The organism is Streptomyces sp. NPDC058464 (assembly GCF_042721035.1).
GTDB lineage: Bacteria > Actinomycetota > Actinomycetes > Streptomycetales > Streptomycetaceae > Streptomyces.
On record NZ_JBHXMA010000008.1, the window covers coordinates 236,530 to 254,956 of the forward strand.

Below are 18,427 nucleotides of genomic sequence, written 5' to 3' on the forward strand. Positions count from 1 at the left end.
ACCTACCAGGTCTGCTCGGAAGCGCGGACGAGGATCTCGTTGACGGAGACCCGGCGGTCGCGCGTGACCACGAACGAGACCGTGTCCGCGATGTCCTCGGGGCGCAGCATCTCCATCCCGGCCAGCTGCTGGTCCAGCGACGCCCTGATGTCGTCCCGCGAGTGGGTGACGAACTCGGTGTCCACCGTCCCCGGTTCGATCACGCTCACGCGCAGTCGCTGCCGCATGACCTCCTGGCGCAGGGCCTCGGTGAACGCGTTCACGCCGAACTTCGTCATGCTGTAGACCGCCGTGCCCGGCCGGGCCACCCGCCCGGCGGTGGAGCTGATGTTGACCAGGTCGGCGACCCGGCGGGGCGAGTCCTCCGCCGCGCGCAGCAGATGCGGCAGCGCCGCGTGGGTGACGTTCAGGAGTCCCTGCATGTTCACCGCCAGCATGCGCTCCCATTCCTGCGCGGGTGCATCGAGGACCGGTCCGGCCATTCCCACGCCGGCGTTGTTGACCAGGACGTCCAGGCGGCCGAGTTCGGCCACGACACGCTCCACGGCGGCCGTCGCCTCTTCCCGTTCCGTGATGTCGGCCGCAACCACGAGCGCCGCTCCGCCCTCGGCGCGGATCTTTCCGGCCAGTTCCTCCAGCCGGCCGCGGCGCCGGGCGACGACCGCGACGGCGGCACCCTCGGCGGCGAGGCTCAGGGCGGTCGCCTGGCCGATGCCGCTGCTGGCGCCGGTCACGAGGGCAACGGTGTTCTGCAGACGTGCGGACATGACTGTCTCCTTGGTTCGGATCGGGGTGGTTCAGATGCGGGATCGTTCGGACCGGATCGGATCCAGGCCGGTGGCGCAAGCACACGGGCCGCCGTACCCTCATATCCGGAACCGGTTCCGGTTCACGTTCCGAGAGTAAGCGGAACCAGTTCCGGTTTGCAAGAGTGACGGTAACAAGAGTGACGGGAAGGGGGTCGGCGGTGACCGGCCACGAGGGGGACACGGAGCGGCACACGGAGCGGCCCCGCAGGCCGCTGCGCGCGGACGCCCAGCGCAACGAGGACCGTCTGCTGGAGGCGGCTGCGGCCGCCTTCGCCCGGCAGGGAGCGGATGCCTCGGTCAAGGACATCGCCCGGGCGGCCGGCGTAGGCGTAGGCACCCTCTACCGCCGGTTCCCGTCCAAGGAACTCCTCATCGAGGCGATCTACCGAGAGGAGGTGCAACGCCTGTGCGAGGCGGCACCGGGCCTGACAGCCGTACTGCCGCCGACGGAGGCACTGCGGACGTGGATGGAGCGCTTCATCGACTTCATGGCGGCCAAGCACGGCATGGCCGAGGCGCTGGCCGTGGTGCTGACCGACGACAGTGAGAAGCTGCATACCCGGGCCCTGCTCGCCGACGCCATCGCCCACCTCCTGACCGCGGCGGAGGGACAGTCGGTGGCACGGCCGGGGGTCGCGGCCCAGGACGTGCTGATGGCCCTGGGCGGGATCAGCCTCATCGCCGCCAGCGAGGAGCAGCGCGCCCTGGCCACCAGGCTGATCGACCTGCTCCTGCACGGCATCGTGCCGAACTGACGCGAGCACGCGGCCTCCGGCGGCGAGGGGGGTCGCCCGCCGCTCCCGAGATCGGATACGGCGTGTCGACGAGTGGAGTCGCGCCGCCCCTCGCCCCGTCGTTAGCCTGAATTCGTACCGTGGCACCGATGAGGCGCTCACCGCGGCGTGCGTGGCCGACCCGCCGGACGCTGCTCCGGCGAGGCGGCACCCACCCCGGCAGCCGGCCTCACACCTCCATACTCCGCCGGGCACCCGGGGCCGGTCCGGCCTTCACGGGCTCCGGTCGAGGCGGCACCCTCAGCGGTCTTCGCCGCGCCGGTCCGCGCAGTCACCCCGGTCACCGCCTGCCCGGCATTCGCACAGAGGGAGAGTCCCATGTCCGAGAGCCGTGCGCGGACCCCGGCCACCCCGAGCGTCCTCGTGGACCCGTTGCGCAATCGCGGCGTGGCCTTCACCCCTGAGGAACGGGATGCCCTCGGCCTCACCGGCCGCCTGCCTTCGGGAGTGCTCACGCTCGACCGGCAGGCCCGGCGTGCCTATCAGCAGATGCAGGTGCAGAGCAGCGACCTCGCCAAGAACGTGTATCTGGAGCAGCTGCACGACCGCAACGAAACCCTGTACTTCAAGGTCCTCACCGACCACCTCGCCGAGTTGCTGCCGATCGTCTACGACCCCACCGTGGGCGAGGCGATCGAGAAGTACTCACTCGAGTACCGGCGCCCGCGCGGCATCTTCCTGTCCGTCGACCGCCCCGACGACATGGAGAAGGCGTTCGCCACGCTCGAACTGGGGCCCGAGGACGTCGACCTGATCGTGTGCACCGACGCGGAGGAGATCCTGGGCATCGGCGACTGGGGCGTGGGAGGGATCCAGATCTCGGTCGGGAAGCTCGCGGTGTACACGGCGGCCGCGGGCATCGACCCGCGCCGGGTGGTTCCGGTCTCGCTCGACGTCGGCACGGACCGCACAGCGCTGCAGGAGGACCCGCTGTACCTGGGCAACCGGCACCCGCGCGTCCGCGGTGCCGACTACGACGCGTTCATCGAGAAGTACCTGGAGACGGCGTCGTCCGCCTTCCCCGACGCGCTGCTGCACTTCGAGGACTTCGGGCCCAGCAACGCACGGCGGATCCTGGAGCGGTACGGCGGTCGCTACCGGATCTTCAACGACGACATGCAGGGCACCGGAGCCATCACGCTGGCCGCCGCCCTGTCCGCCGTCAAGGTCAGTGGCGTGCGGATGCGGGACCAGAGGCTGGTCGTCTTCGGTGCCGGAACCGCCGGGGTGGGCATCGCCGACCAGCTGCGCGATGCCATGATCCGCGACGGCGCCGCTCCGGAGCAGGCCGTCGCACAGGTATGGCTCGTCGACAAGCAGGGGCTGCTCACCGGGGACATGGCGGGCCTGCGCGACTTCCAGCAGACCTACGCACGCGATCCCGCCGAGGCCGCGGACTGGGCGCGGGAGGACAGCGCGATCTCCCTGCTGGAGACGGTTCGCCGGGTCAGGCCGACGATCCTGCTGGGCACGTCCACCGCGCACGGCGCGTTCACCCGCGAGATCGTCGAGGCCATGTCCGAGGGCACCGAGCGGCCGGTCATCTTCCCGATCTCCAACCCCACCTCCCGGATCGAGGCCATGCCCGCCGACGTCATCGCCTGGTCCAGGGGGAAGGCGCTGGTCGCGACCGGCATCCCCGTCCCGCCGGTGGAGTACGACGGCGTCACCTACCGGATCGGGCAGGCCAACAACGCGCTCCTCTACCCGGGGCTGGGCCTGGGCACGATCGTCTCCGGCGCTTCCCAGGTGACCGCCGGCATGCTGCTGGCGGCCGCGCAGGCCGTGGCGGACCAGGTCGACCCGTCGGGGCCGGGCGCCTCCCTGCTGCCGCCCGTGGACGACCTCAGGGAGTCGTCCGCGATCACCGCGACCGCGGTGGTCAAGGCGGCGCTCGACGACGGCGTGGCCTCCTCCAAGCCGGTCGACACCGCACAGGCCGTCCGGGACGCCATGTGGCAGCCGGTCTACACGGACGGAGCCGCGGCATGAACACCCACACCCCACCGCCCGACGCCGACGGACCCTGGCCTGCCGGTCGGGGCGACGCCCCGAAGATCCTCGACATCCCCGTCGGCCTGCACGCGACCGGCACCCGGCGGGAGACCGACTCCATGGGAGCCGTCGACGTCCCCGCGGACCGCTACTGGGGCGCCCAGACACAACGCTCCCTCATCCACTTCTCCATCGGGGACGACCGGATGCCCAAGGCCGTCTACCACGCCTACGGCTACGTCAAGAGGGCGGCTGCCGCCGTCAACGGGCGGGCGGGCCGGCTCGCTTCCTGGAAGGCCGAACTGATCCAGCGGGTGGCCGGCGAAGTCATAGCGGGCGAACTGGACGACCACTTCCCGCTGTACGTGTGGCAGACGGGGTCCGGCACCCAGTCCAACATGAACACCAACGAGGTGATCAGCAACCGCGCGATCCAGCTGGCCGGCGGGGAGCTGGGCAGCAAGGACCCGGTTCACCCGAACGACCACGTCAACATGGGGCAGTCCTCCAACGACACCTTCCCCACCGCCATGCACATCGCCGCGGTCAAGGAGATCCACGAGCACCTGCTGCCCTGCGTGCGGGCGCTGCAGCAGGCCATCGAGACCAAGGCGCGGCAGTGGCACGACGTGGTGAAGATCGGCCGCACCCATCTGGAGGACGCCGTCCCGCTCACCGTGGGGCAGGAATGGTCCGGCTATGCCCACCAGTTGCAGCAGGCCGTCGACAGGGCCACCAGGTCGGCCGAGGGGCTGCTCGAACTGGCGATGGGGGGCACCGCGGTGGGCACGGGGCTCAACGCCCCGCCCGGCTTCGGTGAGCAGGTCGCAGCCGACATCGCCGAAGCGACCGGCTACCCGTTCACCACCGCGCGGAACAAGTTCGCCGCCCAGGGCGGCCTGGACGCCATGGTCGGCGCCTCTGCCGGGCTGAGGGCGCTGGCCGTCCCGCTGATGAAGATCGCCAACGACATCCGCTGGCTGGCCTCCGGACCCCGCTGCGGCCTCGACGAACTCGTCCTCCCCGCGAACGAGCCGGGCTCCTCCATCATGCCGGGCAAGGTCAACCCGACCCAGTGCGAGGCCATGGTCATGGTCTGCATCCAGGTGCTGTCCGAGGACCAGGCCATCGGATTCGCCGGCACCCAGGGAAACTTCGAGCTCAACGCCATGCGCCCGGTCATCATCAACAACTTCCTGCACGCGGCCACCATCCTCGCCGACGCCTGCACCAAGTTGCGCGAATACTGCATCGAGGGCATCCGGCTCAACCGGGACCAGATCGACAGCTACGTCGACCGGTCCCTCATGCTGGTCACGGCCCTCTCGCCGGTGATCGGCTACGACAAGGCCTCCGCGATCGCCCACAAGGCCGACAACGAGGACACCACCCTGCGCACGGCAGCCCTGGCCTCCGGGTACATCAGCGCGGAGGACTTCGACCGCATCGTCCGGCCCGCCGCCATGGTCGGCCAGTCGTCCTAGTCGTCGTCCCGGAGTCTGCGCCAGATCCGGCTGCGGTGCAGCAGGAAGAGCGAGCCGACCACGGCGACCAGCTGGAGCCCCACGGCGAGCAGCCAGAACTCGTCCCGGGTCTCCAGCCGGTTCGTCAGGAACTCGAAGTTCATGCCGAAGAACCCGGTCAGGAACGACAGCGGCAGGAAGATCACCGAGACGATCGCCAGCCGGTTGATCACCCCGTTCTGTTCGCCCGCGACCAGCGAGCCGTAGCTGGCGAAGGCCCGGCGGGTGGCGTCCTGGAGGGACTCGATGTCCGCGAGGACCAGGCGCGCCGCCCGCTGGAACTCCTGGGCGAGCCGCTGCCGCTCCACCGGGAAGTCGGGGCTCATCATCCTGCGGGTGATCACCTCGTCGACCCCCTGGAGGTAGGGCAGCAGCGCGTGGTGCAGGACGGCGGAGTGGCGGCGCTGCTGGGACAGCCGGTAGACCTGCTCGGGGCGCCGCTCCTCGAACATCTCGTCCTCCAGCTCCTCCACCTGGAGCAGCGCCTCCACCGCGGCCCGGCGGAACGTCGAGAGCGCCTCCTGGAGCAGCAGGAACAGCGCGGCCACCGCGTCCCGCGGCCGCTCCCGCCGCACCAGTGCCGCGATGTCCCCCGCCAGGCCGGCCCTACGGCCCCAGTGGACGACCACCAGGAAGCGTTCGGAGCCCAGGGCGTGCACATGGTGGACCTGGCCGCCACGGACCACCGGCACGACGAACCCGGCGGTCTCGCCCAGGAACTCGGCCCGCGGGGATCCGTCCGGCCGGGCGAACCACTCCAGGTCCTCGTCGTCCAGCCCGAGCTGCCGGACCACCGGCTCCTGTGCCGGTCCCTCCTCCTCGGGCAGTTCGACGCCGAGGAGCAGGAACGGATCCGTGGCGAGCCGCCGGCGCGCCTCCTGCACGGAGACCCGCGTCAGGCCCCCGTCCGGCACCGACACCATCGTTACGATCATCGCCCTCACCGCTGATCCCGTCGCCCACGCTCCCAGCCTGCGTGGAGCCCGGGGTGCGCGCCGTGCTGCCGCCGCCGACCAGGTGCGGGCCGTCCGGGCGAGGCGGCGGGCCGGTACGGCATGGTGCCCGGGGCCGCGGCGCCCCGCGGCGGATGCTGAGGTGTCCCCCGCTGTTCTGTCTCCCCCCTCGCAGGAGAGGCCCGTGACCGGTCCCCGCCCCCGAGTGACCCCGAGGCCGGCCGCCGTCACGGCGGGCGACGCCGTTCCCGCCCCCGGGGTCATCGGCATCGGGCTCGCCGCGGTGCTGACGTTCGCGCTGGCCCAGGGTTCGTGGGAGTGGTTCGCCACCTTCATCGGGGTGACGCTGCTCGCGGTGCTGGCCGCCTTCCAGCGCCGGGCGGCCTGGACGCCGGGCCTCCGCTCGCCCTACCTGCGCGGCCTGGTCGCGTACGCGCTGGTCGTCGGCCTGTGCGTGGCGATCGCCCTGGCCCCCCTGCTGCAACGGCAGGCCTGGCTGTTCCCGATGCCCGGCACCCGCGACGACTGCGAACTGACGGGCCGGTACCAGGCCCTCCAGGTGAAGGCCGCCCTGGGAGACCTGGCCGGCACCGACGGCGCCGCCCTGGCGTACGCCCAGCAGACCCAGGCCCGCAAGGCCGTCGCCGAGTGCCTGGCCGCCACGACCACCCTGTGGCTGCCGCTGTACGGGCTGGCCGTGGCCCTGCTGGTGGGAACGGCCGCCTGGTTCCGCGACCGGGCACGGACCCGCGGCTAGGCGCTCCGCTAAGCGCTCCGCTGGAAGCGCCGCGACATGTCGTCTGCCGACTGCCGCGCCGTCGTGGTTGCTCGCGCGCACGCGGCGGTAGCCGCATATCGGACAGGGTCCCGTGCCCCTTCAGGGCGCGTCCCTCGCACCACCCGGTGCGCGCAGGTCGCCGTCAGGAGTTCGCCGAGCAGGTCGGGGTCGTCGATCTCCAGGCCGAGGAGGGACTCGATGCGCTCCAGGCGCTGGTAGAGGGACTGGCGGCCGATGTGCAGGAGGGCGGCCGTGCGGGTCGGTGAGCAGCCGTGCCGCAGGTGCACCTCCAGGGTGCGGACCAGGTCGCTGGCGTGGGCCGCCTCCCAGGCCAGCAGCGGGCCGAGGGTGTGCTGGACGAGGGCGGCGAGGCGGTCGCGGTTGGCGGCGACCCCGCCCCGGGTCAGCTCCCGCTCCAGGGCGAGGGCGCGGGCCGAGGTCACCGACGGGCCCTCGGGCGGCGCCGGTTCGGCGGGCGGCACGGTCAGCGCGAGTTCCAGGGTGGTCCGGGCCGCCCGCAGCGTCTCGCTCCAGTGCAGCCAGCCGCCGGGGCCGACCGCGTGTCCGACGGCGACCGTGGCCCCCGGCTCGGCGGCACCCCGGAAAGCCTCCTGCACGGCCCGCACCGGGTCGCCGGCGACCGCGGCCGGCACCGCGAGCAGCGCCAGCACGTCCCCCGGGAACGCGGCCCGCAGCGCCCCGGCCCCGCCCAGCACCCGTGCCGCCCGGTCCACCGCGCCCACGCCCCGGCTGCCGTGCAGCGAGACGCCGAGGAGCCGGGCGCCGGGGCCGGGGTGGAACCCGGCGAGGGCGGCCCGGGCCTCCACCTCGGGCTGGTTGAGGGCCTGTGCGTCGGCGAGGTCGGCGAGCAGCGCCGCCGCGTGGTCGTCGCCCCAGGCCCGGACGACCGTACGGCGGCCGGACAGGCCCCGGGCCACGATCGCCCGGTTGGCGGCCTCGGCGATCCGGACGAAGGGCACCACCCGGTGCAGGGCGAGCAGCGGCAGGTCGAGGCGGCAGGCCTCGTCGGTCACCTCGGGCGGCATGCTGGGCAGGGCCCGCCCGACCTCCACGGCGAGCCCGGCCGCACCGCGCGCCGCCAGCTCCCGCACGTACCGGCGGCGGACCTCGTCGCCGGCGTCGGTCAGCCCGAAGCCGTTGGTGAGGAGCAGTTCGCCGCCGTCGAGGAAGTTGGCGCCCTCGTAGACCTCGCTGGAGTGCACCCAGCGCACGGGGCGGTCGAGGGCGCCCTCCCCGGCGAGCAGTTCGGGGCGGGCCGCCCGCACGGGGTCGAGGGCCAGGACTTCGCGGAGGGTGAGTGCGGGCACGGTGACCTCCAGGGGACGGGCACGGCCGCTGACATTTCGTCCGGCCGGGGGTTGCCCGGAGGGTACTTTCCGCACGTTGCCCTCGTGTTTCGGCCACGGGAGAGTGACGTCATGGATCAACCGCAAGCCCGTTCCTGGCTCGCCACCGCCGTCGCCGAGGCCCGCGCCGGGCTCGCCGAGGGGGGCATCCCGATCGGCGCCGCCCTCTACGGTGCCGACGGCGCCCTGCTCGGCCGCGGCCACAACCGGCGCGTCCAGGACGACGACCCCTCCATGCACGCGGAGACGGCCGCCTTCCGCGCGGCCGGCCGCCAGCGCACCTACCGCGGCACCACCATGGTGACCACCCTGTCACCGTGCTGGTACTGCTCCGGCCTGGTCCGCCAGTTCGGCATCTCCCGCGTCGTGATCGGCCAGGCGGCCACCTTCCACGGCGGCCACGACTGGCTCGCCGAACACGGTGTGGAGATCGTCCTGCTGGACGACGAGGAGTGCGTCGCCATGATGCGCGACTTCATCAACGACAACCCGGCTCTGTGGAATGAGGACATCGGTGAATGAGCTCCGGCCCCGCATCCCCACCATCGATCTGCGTCCCTGGCTGGAGGGTGACCCGACGGCCCGCGAGGACATCGCCCGGACCGTCGACTCCGCCCTGCAGACCGCCGGCTTCCTGCTCGTCACCGGGCACGGGGTCGACCCGGAGCTCCGCAACGGGGTGCGGGAGGCCGCGCGCCGGTTCTTCGCGCTGTCCGACGAGGTGAAGCGGGCGTACGAGGTGAAGGTCGGCGGGCGCGGCTGGCTGGGGCCCGGCGCCGAGGCCAACGGGTACTCGGAGGGCACCGAGACCCCGCCCGACCTGAAGGAGTCGCTGACCTTCGCGACCCACGAGCCGTTCGAGGACCCGGTGGTCAACGCCGAGTGGTACGCGCCCAACGTGTGGCCGGCGGAGGTGCCGGAGCTACGGACGCTCTGCGAGGAGTACCTGGACCGGATGGGCGAGCTGGAGAAGGAGCTGCTGTCCCTCCTCGGGTACGCGCTCGGGCTCGAACAGGACTTCTTCTCCCGGCACATGGACCATCCGACGTACGGCTTCAACATCAACTGGTACCCGGGGACCGAGGTGCTCGGCGAGCCCGCGCCGGGGCAGTTCCGGATCGGGCCGCACACCGACTTCGGGACGGTGACCATCCTGGACCGGCAGGCCGGCAAGGGTGGGCTCCAGGTGTACACGGACGAGGGCGGCTGGGAGGACGCGCCGTACGACCCCGCCGCGTTCACCATCAACATCGGTGACCTGATGGCCCGTTGGACCGGCGACCGGTGGCGGTCGGGGCGGCACCGGGTGCTGCCGCCGCCCACGGACGCGCCCGCCGAGGAGCTGATGTCGCTCGTCTACTTCGGCGAGTGCACCCCTGGCACCACCGTCGAGTCCGTGCCGGCGCCGGTCGGCAGGGTGGCGTACCCGCCGGTCGACTCGCACGTCTACCTGCGGGCGAAGCTGGACTCCATCACCGTCGGCTGATCCCACAGAGTCAGGATTCGTGACCCAACAGTCATCATGCGATCTGGCCCGAAGCAACTCCCCCTTCCTACACTCGTGTTGAGGGGGGACTGCCTTGCACAGACGGCTGCACGGGCGCGGGGCGCTGTTCGACGTCGAGCCGGCCGGGCTCGTGCCGAGGATCGTCGGGTTACGGCCGTACCAGCATCGTGCCCTCCCCCTCGAACACCCGGGTGAGCTGCCGTTCGTCGTGCTGACCGGGGCCCGGGGGCTCGGCAAGAGTGCGGTGCTCGCCGAGTTGCGGGACGCCTACAAGGGGCACACCCCGGTCGCGCTCGTCGACTGTGCGGACGAGCAGTTCGCGGCGCCGCCGCCGGAGCGGCCCGCCGCGTCCTGGTCGCCGGTCGCGCAGGCGCTGCTGGTCGTCGCCGAGCAGCTCGCCGAACCGGTCACCGGCGCCGGGCGGATCACCTTCCCGCGGCTGATGTCGGGCCTGGTCGCGGTGGCCGCCGGCGGCTGGGGCGACGCGGACTCGGAGCGGATCCGGCGCGAGGTGGAGCGGATCCTGCTGCTGAACGAGAGCGGCTCGTGGATCAGCGGGTTCGCGGGGCGGTGGGCCGGGAAGGTGGCGGCGAAGGTCGTCGCCGCCGCGACCGGGACCGGGCCGCTGGTCTCCGGCGCCATCGAGGCCACCCTGGAGTCGGTCGCCGAGGGCTTCGCCAGCCGCCGCCACCAGAAGGCGTCGATCTGGTACCGGACCTACCCCAACGCGGGCGGGAACGCCCAGCGCGGCCTGATCCTGCTCTCCGGGCACTTCCGGGCGGGCGGCACCTCCCGCGAGCACGCCGAGCGGTATCTGGTCCGGGCCCTGCTCGCCGACCTGACCGAGGCGTACGCGGGGGTGCTGCCGCGGATGCAGCGGCTCGGGCGGCCGCTGGTGCTGGTCGACAACGTGCAGGCAGGGCCGGGGCCCGGCCTGGTGGAGGCGGTGCTCAGGGACCGGGCCGAGGGCATCGCCGACCAGGTGGCGTTCGTCGCCGGACTGCGCGGCGACGGCCGGGCGCTGCTGCGCGGCGGGGTACGGCGGGAGCTGGCCGGGGTCGCCCGGCGCAGCGAGTGGACGCCGGACCCGGCCGTACCCTCCTCGCGGGCGCTGCTGGTCGCGCTCCCGCCGCTGGCCCCCGACGACACCCTGCACCTGGTCGCCGCCCCGGCCGCGCCCCAGCTCCCGCACGCCGTGCACCGGCTGACCGGCGGCAACCCGCTGGGCATCGCCCTGCTCGCCGAGGCCGCGGCGCAGAATCCGGGGCGGACGGGATCGCTGGGCGCCCTGCTGACCGCCGACGTGCGGCCGGTCGAGGACGGCCCCGCCGCCCCGGCCTACCTCCAGCTCCTCGACCGGCTGGTGCCCGCCGACCGCCTCGACGAGCTGACCGTCCTCGCCGCCGCCCACGACCACGACTCGGCGTGCGCGCTGGCCGCCGCGCTGCTCCCGGACGACTTCGGCCCGGCCGACGTACGGGCCCTGCAGAACCGGCTCGCCCGGGAGGGGCTGCCCGCCGTGCCCGGCCAGTTCGTCGGGGACCCCTTCCTGCGGACCCTGCTGCTGCTCCGGCTGCACCTGCGGGACGCCGACCACAGCGGCTGGCGCACCGCCCACGAGACGATGGTCGCGTACTACACCGAGGACCGGCCGGACGGGCAGGCCCGCTTCCGGCTGCACCACCAACTCGCCCTGGGACAGGCCGGACCGGCGGTCGCCCACCTGCGCGACGGCTTCCCGGCCCTGGACACCCGTACCTGGCTGCACACCCTGCGGTTCATCGCCGCCGCGCCCTACTTCCACGCCCATGACGCCGAGGGCCGCGACTTCACCGGCCAGGGCGACCGGCGGGCGGCGGTGGCACTCGGCCGCACGGACGCGCAGCAGCGCGTACCGGACGGCGTGGACGCCGTACTGCACCTGCGGATACGGCGGTTGCTGCACGCGGTGTGGCTGCTGACCGATCCGCTGGTGCTGCCCGACCCGAAGGTGGGCGACCGGCTGCGCTTCGAGCTGGAGCAGCTGTCCAACCTGCGGCCGGCCGGCAACGCGCTGCTGTGGCGGGCCTCCCGGGACTGGCCGGCGGCCGCGCTGGCGGGACGCCCGCCGGCGGAGGACGGGGAGGACGACGAGGGTGACGACGAGCGGAGCGGGGTGGCGTGATGGTACGGCGGGGCGGGGTGGCGTGATGGCGGGCCGGGGCGTGGGCACGTGGTTGCGTGAGGGCGTCTGGGAGATTCCGCTGCGCCGCTATCTCGCCCTGCTGGTCACGGCCGCGGTGCTGGCCGGCCTGGTCGTCGGGGTACGCGTGGTCCTCCACGACGACCGGTCCTGCGCGCCGGGAGTGGCCCGGCCCGAGGGCAGCGACGAGTGCGTGGGCGTGGCGACGACCGCGTTCGACTTCGGGCACCCGCAGCTGCGGGCCACCGTCGAGGCGATCGCCCGCGAGAACGCCCGCCTGAAGCCCGGGAGTTATGTCACGGTCGCGGTGATGCTGCCGTACACCGCGACGGCGGCGGCGAGCCTCGCCGACATCCAGCACGAGCTCCAGGGCGCCTACCTCGCCCAGTACCAGGCCAACCACGACTCCAACGGCCAGTCCCCGGTGATCCGGCTGGTGCTGGCCAACCCCGGTGCGACCAGCCAGTACTGGCAGCGGATGGTCACGCAGCTGGCGGGCATGACCGGTGGCACGGACCGGCTGCGGGCGGTCGCCGGGGTCGGGCAGAGCACCGACAACAACAAGAAGGCCGTCAAGGAGCTGACCCGGCTGGGCATTCCGGTGGTGGGGTCGTCGATCACCGCCGACGACCTCGCCAACGGGCAGGGCGGCAAGGACCCCTACCCCGGCCTGGCCCGGGTCTCCCCCACCAACACCGACGAGGCGCGCGCCCTGGCCTCCTTCGCGAAGGTGACCGCGGGCCGGGCGCTGCTCGTCTACGACAAGCCGGGCGACCCGTACACCCGGACGCTCCAGACGTCGTTCGCGGCGCTGATCAAGGGCTCGCCGTACGAGCCGCAGCCGTTCACGCCGCCGGCCGACCGCACCCAGGAGGGGACGACCGCGAACACCTTCCGGCAGATCACCAACCTGGTCTGCGACACCTCGCGGACGACGGACACGATCCTCTTCGCCGGCCGCCACACCCAGCTGCGGCAGTTCATCAACGCGCTGGGCGGACGGGGCTGCCAGGACCGGAGGTTCACCGTGCTGACCGGGGACGAGGGGTCGTACCTGACCGGCGAGAAGAAGCTGGACCGCAGCGCCCTGCGGCACAACCTCGCCGTCCGCTACACCGCCCTCGCCCATCCGGACGCGTGGGGCGAGGGCAGCCCGAAGACGGGCGGTTCGGCGGCGGACATGGCGACGCTGACCGGGCTGCTGACGAGCGCGGAGAAGGCGCCGGTGGGGCCGATCGGGCCGGTCGCCCTGGAGGACGGGCAGCTGATCATCGCCTACGACGCGATGCGACTCGCGGTGCACGGGATCCGGGAGGCGGTACCGGAGGGGAAGCGGGTGCCGACGCTGGCCGACGTGGGGTTGCAGTGGCCGCAGGTGAAGGGGTCGCTGCGGGTGGACGGGGCGAGCGGGTGGATCTGCCTGGACGCCCACGGGAATCCGTACGACAAGGCGGTACCGATGGTGGAGCTGCGGCCGGAAGGCGGGTCGCGGTTCGTTCGTATTGCGTGGCCGGAGGGGAAGCCGCCGAGTGGGGAGTGTCTGCCGCCGTCGTAGGCGGGTGCGGGTGCGTGGGGGCTGGTCGCGCCCACGCGGCGGAGCCGCATATCGGTACAGCCCCGCGCCCCTTTCGGGGCGCCTCAGCCGAGGCGCCTCAAGAGTTCAGGGAGTCGATCAGACGCTCGAATCTGGCCCGCCAGCCCGGTTCCGTCTCGCCCTCGCCCTTGAACTCGTGGGTGAAGCGCAGGGTGCTGCCCGTGTCGCCGTCGCGTTCCAGGTGGAAGCGGATCCTGCCGCCGCCCTCCACCGTGTACTCCGCGATCCGGTCGACGTCCCAGGCGGTCACCCTGCCCGTGCCCAGGTCACCGAGGGTGACCGTGCCGCCCAGTCTCGGTTGCAGGACGTCGACCGGGGTGAACCAGGCGGCCAGGCCCTCCGGAGTGGACAGGCTGGGCCAGACCCGGTCCGTCCGCCCCGGGAGCCGGACCAGGAAGTGGAGGATGTGCGTTCTCCCGTGGGTCTGACTGGTGCCCTGTTCTATGGAACCGGTCATGACTCCAGCCTGACCCCGGCCTCCGGGATCCGCACCCCTACGGGCGCTCCCCCGCCTTGTCGACGACGGCCCGCACGATGACCGACGTGCCGCCCATCGACGTGCCGTGCAGGTCGTACAGCCGCTCCCCGAGGAACGCGTACGTCTTCTCGTCGAAGATCAACTGGACCTTCTCCTCGGCGGTGGTGCGGGTGATCGCGACGCCCTCCCTGCCGGTCAGGTCCTTGACGTCGCGAACCGCGTCGACGCCCGGGATCGTCGCGGCCGCCCGGTAGAGCGCCGCGCTCACCTTCGGCGGCATCAGGGACTCCTGGATCAGATCGGCGAAGAGCATGAACGCCGCGTCGTTCCGGTCCGGGCGTTCGGCGTCGACCTCGTCGGCGCTGACCCGGTACAGCCAGTCGTGCATCGCCTCGGTGCCGGTCGGCAGCTTGGCCAGGTCCCGGTAGTAGGTGGACCGCTCCCCCACCTTCTTCCCCTTCGTGCCGAGCGAGGCGTGCTCGTTGTCCGGCGTGTTCTCCTCCAGCAGGCCCTCCCGGGTGCCGTCCACGGACTGCCAGACCTCCCGGTCGTGGACGGGCTGGAGCTTCGCGGGCCCGTTGTTCTCGGAGACCGTGAAGGCGGTCCGGCTCTTGATGTACACGAACTGGTCGTCGCGGATGCCGGCCGGTGCCTTCTCGTGCTCGGCGGCCAGCGCGATGTGGCCCAGCAGGGCCGTGGCCTCCTGGGAGGTCTTCGGCTGTGCCGCGCCCCCGGACGGCACGGCCAGGGTGACGGCGACCGCGGCGGCGGCCGCCACGGCCGCGCCGATCAGCGCGGGCCGCAGCCACCCACGCGTCCGCCGGCGTTCTTCCCGTCGGATCTCGGTCATCAGATGCTCCTTGAGGAGTCGGTGACGGGCCGGCGGGAGGTCGTGTTCGTGCAGCTGGTTCATCGGGTTCCCTCCTTCAGAGGCCCGACCGCGTCGGTGCGGTCACCTCTCATCTGTCCGGGGATACGAGGGGGTTCCATATGTTTCGCGAGTTTTGCGCGGGCGCGGGAGAGGCGGGAGCGGACTGTGCCCACGGGCACGCCGAGTGCTTCGGCCGCCGCCGCGTAGTCCAGGCCCGCCCACACGCACAGCGCCAGCACCTCCCGCTCGGACCGGCGCAGCTTCGCCAGTGCCGCGCGCACGAGGGCCAGTTGAGCCGTGTCGTCGACGCGTCCGGCCACCTCGTCGGCGAAGTCCCGTACCGGTTCCTCGCGGGGCAGCCGGGACAGCGCGGCCGTGTGTCTGCGGGCGGCGCGGCGCTGGATGGGGGTCCCCCCGCTCGAGCGAAGCCGAGAGTGGGGGAGGGTGACGTTGGTGGCGATGCCCAGCAGCCAGGGGCGCGGTGAGCCGCCGTCCTCGTCGAGGTTCGCGCGCAGCCGCCAGGCCTCCAGGAACGTCAGCGAGACGACCTCCTCGGCGGTCGTCCACTGCCCCGTCAGCCGGTAGGCGTGGTTGTAGACCGAGCGCGCGTAGGCGTCGAAGAGGGCGGCGAAGGCGTCGTGGTCTCCGGCGCGGACGCGTCTTCGCAGATGTGTGTCCACGTCCTCCCACCTGTCCGTACGACGAAGGCCGGTTCCCGTGACCTGGGTCACGGGAACCGGCCTTGTCGGTGCGGGAGTTACACGCCCGCGTAGGAGTGCTTGCCGGTGACGAAGATGTTGACGCCGTAGTAGTTGAAGAGCCAGCAGCCGAAGGCGATCATCGCCAGGTAGGCGGCCTTGCGGCCCTTCCAGCCGGCGGTGGCGCGGGCGTGCAGGTAGCAGGCGTAGGCGACCCAGGTGATGAAGGACCAGGTCTCCTTGGGGTCCCAGTTCCAGTAGCGGCCCCAGGCGCTGCCCGCCCAGATCGCGCCCGCGATGATCGTGAAGGTCCACAGGGGGAAGACGGCCGCGTTGACGCGGTAGGCGAACTTGTCGAGCGAGGCCGAGGCGGGCAGGCGCTCCAGGACCGAGGTGGCGAAGTTGCCGGGCTTGCCGCCGTTCTCCAGCTTGCTCTCGTACGCGTCCTTGAAGAGGTAGAGGATCGTGGCCACCGCGCCGACGTAGAAGACCGCGCCGCAGAAGATCGCCGTCGAGACGTGGATGTACAGCCAGTACGAGTGCAGGGCCGGGACCAGCGGCTCGCTCGCCGTGTAGAGGACGGTGACCGCGAGGCCGAGGTCGAGCAGGACCGTGGTGATCAGGAAGAGGCCGAGCCAGCGGACGTTCTTCTTCAGGGCGAGGAGGGTCAGGTAGACGGCGACCGCGACCGTGGAGAACGTGATGTTGAACTCGTACATGTTGCCCCACGGCGCCCGCTGCACGGAGGCCGCGCGGGTGACCACGCCCGCCAGCTCCACGAGGAAGGCGAGGACCGTGAGGGAGATCGCGATCCGGCCGTAGAGGTCGCCCTGCTCGTCGCCGCCGTGGGCGCCGGGCCCGTCCGGCACGTCCCGGGAGCCCGCCGCGGAGCGGACCACGACCTGCGGGCGCTCCAGTACGGCGGTGCCGCCGGCCTTCTTGACCGTGACGGCGGGCGCCTTCTTCGTCTCCGTCTTGGTGGTGAGCGCGTTGGCGGTGCGCGCCACCCGGCTGCGGCTGCCGAGCAGCCACTCGAAGATGTAGGCGAAGAAGGCCAGCGTGTAGACGGCCATCGAGGAGTAGACGAGCGTGTTGCTCATGCTCGCCAGATGCTCGTTGGTCGCGGCGAGGGTCGTTGCGTCGAGCGCGGTTGCGGCGGCGGAAGTCATCGCTTCTCAGCCCCTTCGGCAGGTACGACTTCGGGGTCGGGGGATTCTGCGGGGTCGTCGTCAGTGGTGTCGTCGGGATCGGGAGCCCCCGACGCCTGGTCGTAGAGGATGCCCGCGAGGTCGCCGAGTTCCTCCGGCACCTTCGCGGACTCGCTGCGGCCCAGTCCGGCCATCTCGACCACCGTGACGCCGTCGGGGCCCGGCACCGCGCGCACCCACACCCGGCGGCGCTGGATGAACAGCGAGGCGGCGAGGCCGAAGATCGCGGAGAGGGCACCGCCCAGCGCCCAGCCGCTGCCGGGCTCCTGGACGATCTCGAAGCCGGCCCACTCCTTGACGTCCTTCTCGAACGTCACGGAACCGGCGCCGTTCGGCAGCTGCATGGTCTGGCCGGGCTTGAGGTTGTCCCGGAACTGCGCTCCCTTGGAGTCCTTGAACTCCTTCATGTGGGTCTTGTCGAGCTGGTACACGCTCTGCGGGATGCCCGAGTTGACGCCGAGGTCGCCGTGGTACGGCGTCAGGTTCAGCACCGGGTTGTCCAGCGCCGGGAAGGAGGAGAGGACCGAGGAACCGCCGGCGTAGGTCGGCAGGAAGAACAGCGAGATGCCGAGCTGTTCGCTGACGCCCTTGGCGTTCTGGTAGCCGTCCATCACCTTCACCACGCCCTGGGAGGTGACGTTGCTGTCGAGCGGGAGCAGCGGGACGGCGTCGTGGTAGACGACCTTGCCCTTGCTGTCGCGGACCGTGATGACGGGCGCGTAGCCGTGGCTGACGAGGTAGACCTTGGCGTCGTCGATGTGCAGCGGCTCGTTCACCTTGATGGTGGTCCGCTTCGGCTTGCCGTAGGCGCCCACGCTGTAGTCGACGTCCGCGGCGAAGGAGACCGCCGTGCCCTTGCTGGGGCCGCTGGTCTGGTAGGTGGCGTGGAAGTTCTTCAGGTCGAAACTGAACGGCACCAGGTCGTCGGTGCTGAACATGGAGCCGGACTTGAAGTCGTCGTACTGGAGGATCGAGTTGGCGAACCCGTCGCCCTCGACGACCAGCTTGGTGCCGTCCGACTTGTACATCTGGCCGGAGGCGAAGGCGATCAGCAGCACGATCAGCGCGATGTGGAAGACCAGGTTGCCGAACTCGCGGACGTAGCCCTTCTCGGCGGCGACCGCGTCCCCGGCGAGGTGGGCGCGGAAGTGCCGCTTCTTCAGCAGCTTCAGCGCCGCCGCACGGACCTCCTCCGGCTCCGCCGTGGTCCGCCAGGTCGTGTACGCCGGGAGCCGGTCCAGCCGCTTCGGGGCGCCCGGCGGGCGGCCGCGCAGCTGGCCCACGAACTGCCAGGCGCGCGGGATGATGCAGCCGACGAGCGAGACGAAGAGCAGGATGTAGATCGCCGAGAACCACACCGAGCTGTAGACGTGGAACAGGCCGAGCTTGTCGTAGACCGGCGACAGCGTCTTGTGGGCCTTGCGGAAGTCGTCGACCTTGGAGATGTCGGCGCCGCTCTGCGGGATCAGCGAGCCGGGGATCGCGCCCAGCGACAGCAGCAGGAGCAGCAGCAGCGCGACCCGCATCGAGGTGAGCTGCCGCCAGAACCAGCGGGCCCAGCCGACGACCCCGAGACCCGGGGCGACCGGGGGTTCGGCGGGGGCGGTGGAGAGCTGGGAGCCCGCCGCGCCGAGGTCCGGCTCGGTGTTCTCGGTTTCGGTCTTGCTCAT

Annotated in this window: 16 protein-coding genes; 8 read left to right on the top strand and 8 right to left on the bottom strand. The window is 72.1% G+C overall.

Annotated features, from left to right (window positions below; genetic code table 11):
* Positions 1-2: 2 nt before the first annotated feature.
* Positions 3-767 carry an SDR family NAD(P)-dependent oxidoreductase gene (locus ACFWPQ_RS14120; protein ID WP_384033088.1) on the bottom strand — a complete coding sequence of 255 codons (765 nt, stop codon included), beginning with the start codon at positions 765-767 and terminating at the stop codon, positions 3-5.
* A gap of 200 nt (positions 768-967) precedes the next feature.
* On the opposite strand from ACFWPQ_RS14120, the gene ACFWPQ_RS14125 reads away from it, so the two are divergent.
* The 3 genes from ACFWPQ_RS14125 (at position 968) to fumC (ending at position 5,082) form a co-directional block, all read left to right on the top strand.
* Positions 968-1,564: a TetR/AcrR family transcriptional regulator gene (locus ACFWPQ_RS14125; RefSeq protein ID WP_384033091.1), complete on the top strand. Its 597-nt coding sequence runs from the start codon at positions 968-970 to the stop codon at positions 1,562-1,564.
* Positions 1,565-1,921: 357 nt separating this feature from the next.
* A complete protein-coding gene (locus ACFWPQ_RS14130; protein WP_384033094.1) occupies positions 1,922-3,595 on the top strand; it encodes an NAD-dependent malic enzyme in 1,674 nt (557 codons plus the stop codon).
* Entirely contained in the window at positions 3,592-5,082 is a 1,491-nt protein-coding gene (gene fumC, locus ACFWPQ_RS14135; protein WP_384033097.1) for a class II fumarate hydratase, read from the top strand. The genes ACFWPQ_RS14130 and fumC overlap by 4 nt, the downstream gene beginning before the upstream one ends.
* Here the strand turns inward: fumC and ACFWPQ_RS14140 are convergent.
* The gene (locus ACFWPQ_RS14140; protein WP_384033100.1) at positions 5,079-6,056 is read right to left on the bottom strand and encodes a CorA family divalent cation transporter; all 978 of its coding nucleotides are present in this window, start codon (positions 6,054-6,056) and stop codon (positions 5,079-5,081) included. The genes fumC and ACFWPQ_RS14140 overlap by 4 nt on opposite strands.
* Before the next feature lie 202 nt (positions 6,057-6,258).
* Here ACFWPQ_RS14140 and ACFWPQ_RS14145 point away from each other — a divergent pair, with 202 nt between their 5' ends.
* Complete coding sequence (locus ACFWPQ_RS14145; protein WP_384033103.1) at positions 6,259-6,831, top strand: hypothetical protein; 573 nt, start codon at positions 6,259-6,261, stop codon at positions 6,829-6,831.
* An 8-nt stretch (positions 6,832-6,839) separates the two neighbouring features.
* Here the strand turns inward: ACFWPQ_RS14145 and ACFWPQ_RS14150 are convergent, their stop codons facing one another.
* Positions 6,840-8,180: a PucR family transcriptional regulator gene (locus ACFWPQ_RS14150; RefSeq protein WP_384033106.1), complete on the bottom strand. Its 1,341-nt coding sequence runs from the start codon at positions 8,178-8,180 to the stop codon at positions 6,840-6,842.
* Between the two features lie 111 nt (positions 8,181-8,291).
* On the opposite strand from ACFWPQ_RS14150, the gene ACFWPQ_RS14155 reads away from it, so the two are divergent.
* The 4 genes from ACFWPQ_RS14155 (at position 8,292) to ACFWPQ_RS14170 (ending at position 13,463) form a co-directional block, all read left to right on the top strand.
* Positions 8,292-8,741: a nucleoside deaminase gene (locus ACFWPQ_RS14155; protein WP_384033109.1), complete on the top strand. Its 450-nt coding sequence runs from the start codon at positions 8,292-8,294 to the stop codon at positions 8,739-8,741.
* Positions 8,734-9,705 carry an isopenicillin N synthase family dioxygenase gene (locus tag ACFWPQ_RS14160; protein ID WP_384033111.1) on the top strand — a complete coding sequence of 324 codons (972 nt, stop codon included), beginning with the start codon at positions 8,734-8,736 and terminating at the stop codon, positions 9,703-9,705. Before ACFWPQ_RS14155 ends, ACFWPQ_RS14160 begins: the two co-directional genes overlap by 8 nt.
* Before the next feature lie 94 nt (positions 9,706-9,799).
* Positions 9,800-11,890 (top strand): hypothetical protein, encoded by a 2,091-nt coding sequence (locus tag ACFWPQ_RS14165; protein WP_384033114.1) that lies wholly within the window; start codon positions 9,800-9,802, stop codon positions 11,888-11,890.
* A gap of 25 nt (positions 11,891-11,915) precedes the next feature.
* The gene (locus ACFWPQ_RS14170; RefSeq protein WP_384033117.1) at positions 11,916-13,463 is read left to right on the top strand and encodes a hypothetical protein; all 1,548 of its coding nucleotides are present in this window, start codon (positions 11,916-11,918) and stop codon (positions 13,461-13,463) included.
* A gap of 97 nt (positions 13,464-13,560) precedes the next feature.
* Here ACFWPQ_RS14170 and ACFWPQ_RS14175 read toward each other — a convergent pair whose 3' ends face one another.
* The 5 genes from ACFWPQ_RS14175 to ACFWPQ_RS14195 all read right to left on the bottom strand — a co-directional run bounded on the left by ACFWPQ_RS14175 (position 13,561) and on the right by ACFWPQ_RS14195 (position 18,427).
* Positions 13,561-13,959, bottom strand: a complete 399-nt coding sequence (locus tag ACFWPQ_RS14175) for a hypothetical protein (protein WP_384033120.1) — start codon at positions 13,957-13,959, stop codon at positions 13,561-13,563.
* Positions 13,960-13,996: 37 nt separating this feature from the next.
* Positions 13,997-14,893, bottom strand: coding sequence for a CU044_5270 family protein (locus ACFWPQ_RS14180; RefSeq protein WP_384033123.1), 897 nt, complete (start codon positions 14,891-14,893; stop codon positions 13,997-13,999).
* Positions 14,890-15,531, bottom strand: coding sequence for an RNA polymerase sigma factor (locus ACFWPQ_RS14185; RefSeq protein WP_384033126.1), 642 nt, complete (start codon positions 15,529-15,531; stop codon positions 14,890-14,892). The genes ACFWPQ_RS14180 and ACFWPQ_RS14185 overlap by 4 nt, the downstream gene beginning before the upstream one ends.
* 77 nt (positions 15,532-15,608) lie before the next feature.
* Positions 15,609-16,718 carry a c-type cytochrome biogenesis protein CcsB gene (gene ccsB, locus ACFWPQ_RS14190; protein WP_384033129.1) on the bottom strand — a complete coding sequence of 370 codons (1,110 nt, stop codon included), beginning with the start codon at positions 16,716-16,718 and terminating at the stop codon, positions 15,609-15,611.
* Positions 16,715-18,427 (bottom strand): cytochrome c biogenesis protein ResB, encoded by a 1,713-nt coding sequence (locus ACFWPQ_RS14195; RefSeq protein WP_384033132.1) that lies wholly within the window; start codon positions 18,425-18,427, stop codon positions 16,715-16,717. Before ACFWPQ_RS14195 ends, ccsB begins: the two co-directional genes overlap by 4 nt.

Excerpts from the sequence above, each read along its gene's own strand:
- ACFWPQ_RS14120 (WP_384033088.1), bottom strand. The coding sequence starts at position 767 with ATGTCCGCACGTCTGCAGAACACCGTTGCCCTCGTGACCGGCGCCAGC.
- ACFWPQ_RS14175 (WP_384033120.1), bottom strand. The coding sequence starts at position 13,959 with ATGACCGGTTCCATAGAACAGGGCACCAGTCAGACCCACGGGAGAACG.
- ACFWPQ_RS14180 (WP_384033123.1), bottom strand. The coding sequence starts at position 14,893 with ATGAACCAGCTGCACGAACACGACCTCCCGCCGGCCCGTCACCGACTC.
- ACFWPQ_RS14140 (WP_384033100.1), bottom strand. The coding sequence starts at position 6,056 with ATGATCGTAACGATGGTGTCGGTGCCGGACGGGGGCCTGACGCGGGTC.
- ACFWPQ_RS14155 (WP_384033109.1), top strand. The coding sequence starts at position 8,292 with ATGGATCAACCGCAAGCCCGTTCCTGGCTCGCCACCGCCGTCGCCGAG.
- ACFWPQ_RS14130 (WP_384033094.1), top strand. The coding sequence starts at position 1,922 with ATGTCCGAGAGCCGTGCGCGGACCCCGGCCACCCCGAGCGTCCTCGTG.
- fumC (WP_384033097.1), top strand. The coding sequence starts at position 3,592 with ATGAACACCCACACCCCACCGCCCGACGCCGACGGACCCTGGCCTGCC.
- ACFWPQ_RS14195 (WP_384033132.1), bottom strand. The coding sequence starts at position 18,427 with ATGAGCAAGACCGAAACCGAGAACACCGAGCCGGACCTCGGCGCGGCG.
- ACFWPQ_RS14170 (WP_384033117.1), top strand. The coding sequence starts at position 11,916 with ATGGCGGGCCGGGGCGTGGGCACGTGGTTGCGTGAGGGCGTCTGGGAG.
- ccsB (WP_384033129.1), bottom strand. The coding sequence starts at position 16,718 with ATGACTTCCGCCGCCGCAACCGCGCTCGACGCAACGACCCTCGCCGCG.